The sequence below is a fragment of the Microbispora sp. ATCC PTA-5024 genome, assembly GCF_000511135.2.
In the GTDB taxonomy this organism is placed as follows: Bacteria; Actinomycetota; Actinomycetes; order Streptosporangiales; family Streptosporangiaceae; genus Microbispora; species Microbispora corallina.
This window is the reverse complement of the sequence record NZ_KI866522.1, coordinates 1605644-1611684: the sequence shown is the minus strand read 5'-3', so window position 1 is coordinate 1611684 and position 6041 is coordinate 1605644. Positions and strand designations below refer to the sequence as shown.

The window sequence follows — 6041 nt, the reverse complement described above, 5'->3', positions numbered from 1 at the left end:
GCCCGGACGCCACGATTTTCGTGCTCGTCCACGGGGGCGCGCACGGCGCCTGGGCGTTCGGACGCCTGGCATCGCTCCTCGTCCAGGAGGGCCACCAGGTCGTCGCACAGGACTTACCCGGGCACGGGCTGGGGGCGGGCTTCCCCCGCTCGTACACCACACGACCGCTCAACCTGCAGGAGTTCGCGACCGAGCCTTCTCCCATCGCGCACCTGAGCCTGCGGGACTACAGCGACCAGGTCATCGGCATGCTTCGGCGGCTCGCTGTACGGATGCCCCACCGCCGGCTCGTCCTCCTCGGGCACAGCATGGCCGGGATCGTGCTGAACCAGGTCGGCGAAGCGGTCCCCGAGCTCATCGACCGCCTGGTCTACCTCTCCGCCTGGATGATCGCCGACGGCACGTCGTTCAGCGACTATATGAACGAGCCGGAGTACTCCACCGGCCTGATCCCCTCTGTCCTCCTCGCCGACCCGGCCGCCACCGGCGCGCTGCGCATGGACTTCCGATCCGGCGACCCGGCCTACCGCGCCCGTCTCAAGGAGACCTTCGCCGCCGACGTGGACGACCACGACTGGGAGGCCATCGCGCACCTTCTCACCCCCGACACCCCCGTCGGCCCGCTCGCCGAACCGGTGACCGTCACACCGGGCGGATGGGGCCGGATCCCGCGTACGTACGTCATGTGCACGGAGGACCAGGCCCTCCCGCCGGACGCCCAGCGGCGCTTCATCGACGAGGCCGACGCGCACGTCCCCCACAACCCCACCGATGTGCGAACGCTCCCCAGCAGCCACTCTCCCTTCGCCTCCCGACCGGAAGCGCTGGCGGAGATCCTTCTGGGACTCTGAGCGGGGCGACCGGAATCGCCTACGGGATCAAGGTGGTGCAGCCGGCCCGCGAGGCGGGCGTGCAGACCCACCTGGTGGTGACACCCGCCGGGCAGCAGACCCGCGCTTACGAGACCGATCTGACTGCTTCGAGAACGGCCGGCCCGCCGACGGCACGCGGGTGCTGACCACCTGGAAGTCCTACGGCTACAGGTAGGACACCCGGCCGTGGGCGTCGCCGGCCGTCACGCAAAGCGGTCCAAATCGCTGTGCGCTCCGCGTCGTTCCGGTGACGGCCGCCGAAGGCGTCCGCAGTCACAAGGGCGACCACGGCCGGCTCGTCGAGGCCCGACGCCGCCCCACAGCCAAGGAGAGCCAATGAAAATCGCCGGAAGCACGGCCTTCGTCACCGGCGCCAACCGCGGGCTGGGCCGGCGTTTCGCCGAGCAGCTCGTGGCCCGGGGCGCCACCGTGTACGGCGGCGTCCGCAACGTCGCGTCGCTCGACGTGCCCGGGGTGATCCCGGTCGCGATCGACGTCACGGACCCCGCGTCGGTGACCGCCGCGGCGGAGAGGACGTCGGGCGTGTCGTTGCTGATCAACAACGCGGGTTCCTACACGGGGGCGTCGGTGTCCGACGGTTCCCTGGAGGACATCCGCCTGGAGATGGAGACCCACTATTTCGGCACGCTCGCGGTGAGCCGTGCGTTCGCCCCGCAGCTGGCCGGCGGCGGCACGATCCTCAACGTGCTGTCGGTGCTGTCGTGGGTGACCTACCCGGGCTACAGCGGCTACGCCGCGGCCAAGTCGGCGCAGTGGTCGCTCACGAACGCCCTGCGGCTGGAGCTCGCGGCCCAGGGCACCACCGTCGCCGCGTTGCACGTCGGATACCTCGACACCGACATGGTCGCCTTCGTCGACGCGCCCAAGAACGACCCCGCGGTGGTCGCCGCGCTGTCGCTCGACGCGCTCGAGGAGGGCGCGGTCGAGATCCTCGCCGACGAGGACGCACGGCAGGTCCAGGCGAACCTGGCCGGGGGAGTCGCCCGGCTGTACACGCCCGCCGGCTGAGCGACCGGTCCGGCCGCCGGCCCACCACGGCCGGCGGCCGTCAGGCCGCTCCTGTCCAAACCGGCACCGGTTCGGCGTCGAACCCGGCGGTGTGGACTACCTCGAAGCGATCCGGAAGTACGCCGAGTGGGTGCGGCCGAAGATCGGCCGCCGGCGTGCCTGACGATCGCCCGTACCGGCGGCGGCGCTCCCGCCACCCGCTCAGAGAGCCTCCGTCACGGGACGGCGGCCGGCGAGGCGGGCGGGAACGGCGGTGAGCGCCGCCACCACGAGCACGGTCGCCAGCACCACGGTGAGCAGTTGCCAGAGCGAGGGAAGGGTCGCCCTGCCGCCGTCGCCGCCGGTGATCGCGTTCAGGGCGGCGAACAGGGCGAAGCCCCCGGGGAAGGCGCCCAGGACGGCGCCGGCGAGCGCGGGGAGCACCTGCGCGGCCGCCAGCGCCACGCTCACCTCGCCAGGGGTCGCGCCGAGGGCGCGCGCCAGCGCCGACGAACGCCGGTTGTCGAGCACCGTCGCCCAGGTGATGACGACGGCGTTGACCGCCGCCAGGCAGAGCAGTATGACCATCCAGACGAGGAGCACCTGGCGCAGCAGTTCCACCTGGGCGGCGTCGTATCCGCCGGCGAGTGGCTGGGTGGAAAGGAAGGCGTTGAGCACCAGGACGACGTAGATCCCGCTGACCGTGATGGCGACACCGGCCACAGCCAGCACCACCCGTCGCGGGCGGCGGGCGGCGACCCGCAGGGCGAGAAGCAGCGGGACGGGCAGTCGCGCCGAGATCGCGATCAGCCAGCCGACGCGGCGGGGCGGGCGCGGCGCGTCGGCCAGCGCCGTGACGGTGCTGGAGCGGGCGGCGCGCACGGCCGGGACAACGGTCGCGGCCACCGCGACCGCGAGCGCGACGGCCGTCACCACACCGGCCGTGGAGACGGTCATCGACGGCGTGCCCGCGCCCCCGACGAGGCCCGCACTGGACTCGGTGAGCAACGGGGCGGTCAGCGACCCGACCGCCAGCCCGGCCGCGGCCGCGACGACGGCCACGAGGACGTACTCCGCGAGCAGCACCGCGGCGACCAGGCCCGGTGTGCCGCCGACCGCCTTGAGCAGTCCGACGCGTCTGGTCTGATCGGCCATGCGGCCGCCCACCAGCACGGAGAGAGTGGCCACGGCGAGCAGACCGAGCAGCCACGCTCCGATCAGCAGCAGGATCTGCGAGTCTCCGGCCACCTCGGTGGCGTCGTCGAGGATGTCCTGCCAGGCCGTCAGGCGTGGAGCGTCCCGGCCGGCCGGAGGGTTCGCGCCGACGAACGCCCGGGCCTCGTCCGGGTGGGTCAGCTTCAGGTTCATCACGTAGGACAGGGAGCCGGGATCGGGAGTGAGCCTCCGCACATCCGCCTGGGTGAGCCAGACCAGTCCGGGATTGTGCAGCAGCCCCGGAGGCAGTCCGGCGGCCGTGTCGCCGGAGACCGCGCCGCTCATGCACCCCACGGCGACCAGGCAGGACGATCCCGGGTAGGGCGGCATGGCGGCGCTGACCGCGACGCCGACGACCCGGAACGACCGGCCGTCCAAGGTGACGGGGTCTCCGACGCGTACGCCGAGTGCCGTGGCGAAGGCGGCTTCGACCACCACGCCGCCATCGCCGACCCATCCGCCCTGCAGCACCTCGGGCTGATCGACCGACGCGGGCGCGGCGTCGCGCCCCACGGCCTGCACGTCCGACACCCGGCCGGAGACCTGGAGCTTCGCCGGCGCGACCGGGTACGGGCCGCTGTGGCCGGCGACGCCGTCACCGCGGGCCAAGTCCTCGAGACCGGGAAGCTGGGCGAGCCGGCCGACGCCGGCGACCACGTCGGGTCCGCTGGTCGCCTCCCGGGTGCTGACGTACGGGTCGCCGGCCGCGTCGCGCACAACGAGCCCGAGCGTCAACGTCGTGGTCGCCGCCATGACGGCGAGCAGCAGGAGCGCGGTCTCGGTGCGGCGCCGCAGCAGGTCGCGTACGGCGAGGCGGCCCACGAGCAGGACTCGGCCCATCGCTCTCAGTCCTCCAGACCGGCGAGGGCGCCGAGGTGGCCGGTGGTGCCACCGGTCAGCCTGGTCTCGTCCACGAACGCGCCGTCGCGCATCGAGATCAGCCGGTCCGCCGTGGCCGCGATCCGCGTGTCGTGGGTGACGATGACCAGCGTCTGACCGGACTCGTGCAGGCTCTCGAAGAGGTGCAGGACGTCAAGGGTGGCGGCGCTGTCCAGATTGCCGGTCGGCTCGTCGGCGAGGACGACCAGCGGTTCGTTGCTCAACGCCCGGGCGACCGCCACCCGCTGCCGCTGGCCGCCGGACAGCGCGGAGGGCAGGAAATGCGCCCGGTCGGCGAGCCCGACCTGGTCGAGCAGCTCCTCCGCACGCCGTCTGGCGGCCCACGGCGAGCGTCCGGCCAGCAGCGCCGACAACTCGACGTTCTCGAGGGCGGTGAGCTCCTCCATGAGGTGGAAGGCCTGGAAGACGAAGCCGACGGCGGTGCGCCGCATCCGGGCCAGGGCCTTCTCGCCGATGTCGTCGATGCGGCGGCCGTTCAGCACCACCTCCCCACCGGATGGCCGGTCGAGCCCCCCGAGCAGGTGCAGCAGCGTGGACTTCCCGCAGCCGCTGGGCCCCATCACCGCCACCGACTCTCCCGGGCCGACGTCGAGATCGACCCCGTCGACGGCGCGCACCAGTCCCTCCCCCCTGCCGTACTCCTTCCGCAACCCGCGGGCGCGCAGCACGGACGTCTCGGCGGCGTTGCTCACGATCCACTCCTTGGGGGGGTCCAGTTCTTCTCACATGCCTCGAGCCAGCGCAGGTCCGCCTGAAGCCGGAGCACGATGCCCTCCAGCAACAGCGCCGCGTCCGAGTGGTCCGGCTCGGCCATGGCGGCGCGCTGGGCGTCACGCAGCCGGCGCAGCAGCTCGCGGCGCTGGGTGTCGACGATGGTGAGCGGGTCGGCCAGCCCGGCGGCGGCGGCCGCGATCAGCTTGAGATGGAACTCCGCGAGGTCGGGTCTCGGCCAAGCCACCTCGGCGATCCACTCGGCGACGCGCCGCTGGCCCTTCGGGGTGAGCGCGTACACCTTGCGATCCGACCGGTCGGCGCCGTCCTCGGACCTCTCGACCGCCAGCAGGCCGGCCCTCTCCAGCCGGGCCAGCGTGACGTAGACCTGCCCGGCGTTCATGGCGTCGCCGAGGGGGCCGAGCGCGTCACGCAGCCGCGCACGCAGCTGGTAGCCGTGCGAGGGCTCCTTGGCCAGCATCGCCAGCACCACTTCCTGCTGCATCGAGGCCCCCTCTAACCGTTAGCCCACAACGTCTAACGGTTAGCCCCTCGCTGTCAAGCCTGGGCCGCCGCGGCGTTCCCACGCCCGCGCGCAGCCCGAAAGGGATCAGTTGCCGGCGCCGGCCATTCGGCGCCACAGTGCCACGTACCCGCGCAGCAGCCAGGGGATGATCAGCCAGAAAGCGACGCCGGCGAGCGCGTGCACGGCCCAGGCGCCGGCCAGCGTGGGCCCGCCCCACGAATCGCGGTACTCCCCGCTCATACCGAACAGCGGCCGGATCGGGTACACGATGTTGACTATCACGCCGAGCCAGCAGTACCCCACCACGATCAACGACACCGCGTCCAGCGGCACGGCGGCAAGCCCGCGTACCCGCGAGAACGGGGTGGGCTGCGCGAGCAGGAGGGCCGCTGCCCTGCGCTGTGCGGTGCCGTGGTCGAACAGCGACCAGACCGCGAGCGGGAGAGAGAGCAGAAGAAAGAGCGTGTGACGGTACGGCGCGCCTGAAAGCGGGAGCTTCCACCATCGCATGGACGACAGCATACGATCACGAACAATCGATTTTCAGTGCATCCTCATGGCCGGTCCGCAGGCCACCGCCAGGTGATCCACGCCGACCGGTTCCCCCGCCTGACTGTGCCGATGTGCCTCGCGGGTGCGGCCGCCCCGCGCATCGCCCGACCCCGGAACGGCGGCCCGCACGCGGTCCGGCGTGGCTACCCGGCCGCGTGCGCCGTCGCCAGGGCCGGCGCCTGCCTTGCCCCCGCGCACGACCCGACGATAGTCGGATCGTCCAGGTGGTTCGCCGGTTCCACCATTCCTATCGCCTC

General features: G+C 72.5%; 6 protein-coding genes. 2 read left to right on the top strand and 4 right to left on the bottom strand.

The genetic code is table 11. The annotated features are described in order from the left end of the window. Window positions 1-851: alpha/beta fold hydrolase (locus tag MPTA5024_RS07135; protein ID WP_063794632.1), on the top strand; the 851-nt coding region annotated here is incomplete at its 5' end. 357 nt (window positions 852-1208) lie between these two features. Next, on the top strand, window positions 1209-1901 hold the full coding sequence (locus tag MPTA5024_RS07130; RefSeq protein ID WP_036320931.1) for an SDR family oxidoreductase: 693 nt from the start codon (window positions 1209-1211) through the stop codon (window positions 1899-1901). A gap of 201 nt (window positions 1902-2102) precedes the next feature. Here MPTA5024_RS07130 and MPTA5024_RS07125 read toward each other — a convergent pair whose 3' ends face one another. From MPTA5024_RS07125 to MPTA5024_RS07110, 4 genes are all read right to left on the bottom strand, one after another. Next, the gene (locus tag MPTA5024_RS07125; protein ID WP_036320929.1) at window positions 2103-3935 is read right to left on the bottom strand and encodes an FtsX-like permease family protein; all 1833 of its coding nucleotides are present in this window, start codon (window positions 3933-3935) and stop codon (window positions 2103-2105) included. Between the two features lie 5 nt (window positions 3936-3940). Continuing rightward, window positions 3941-4687: an ABC transporter ATP-binding protein gene (locus MPTA5024_RS07120; RefSeq protein WP_198166989.1), complete on the bottom strand. Its 747-nt coding sequence runs from the start codon at window positions 4685-4687 to the stop codon at window positions 3941-3943. Continuing rightward, window positions 4684-5211, bottom strand: coding sequence for a PadR family transcriptional regulator (locus MPTA5024_RS07115; protein WP_036320926.1), 528 nt, complete (start codon window positions 5209-5211; stop codon window positions 4684-4686). Before MPTA5024_RS07115 ends, MPTA5024_RS07120 begins: the two co-directional genes overlap by 4 nt. Before the next feature lie 105 nt (window positions 5212-5316). Continuing rightward, window positions 5317-5742, bottom strand: a complete 426-nt coding sequence (locus MPTA5024_RS07110; protein WP_157099316.1) for a hypothetical protein — start codon at window positions 5740-5742, stop codon at window positions 5317-5319. Between the last annotated feature and the right edge of the window lie 299 nt (window positions 5743-6041).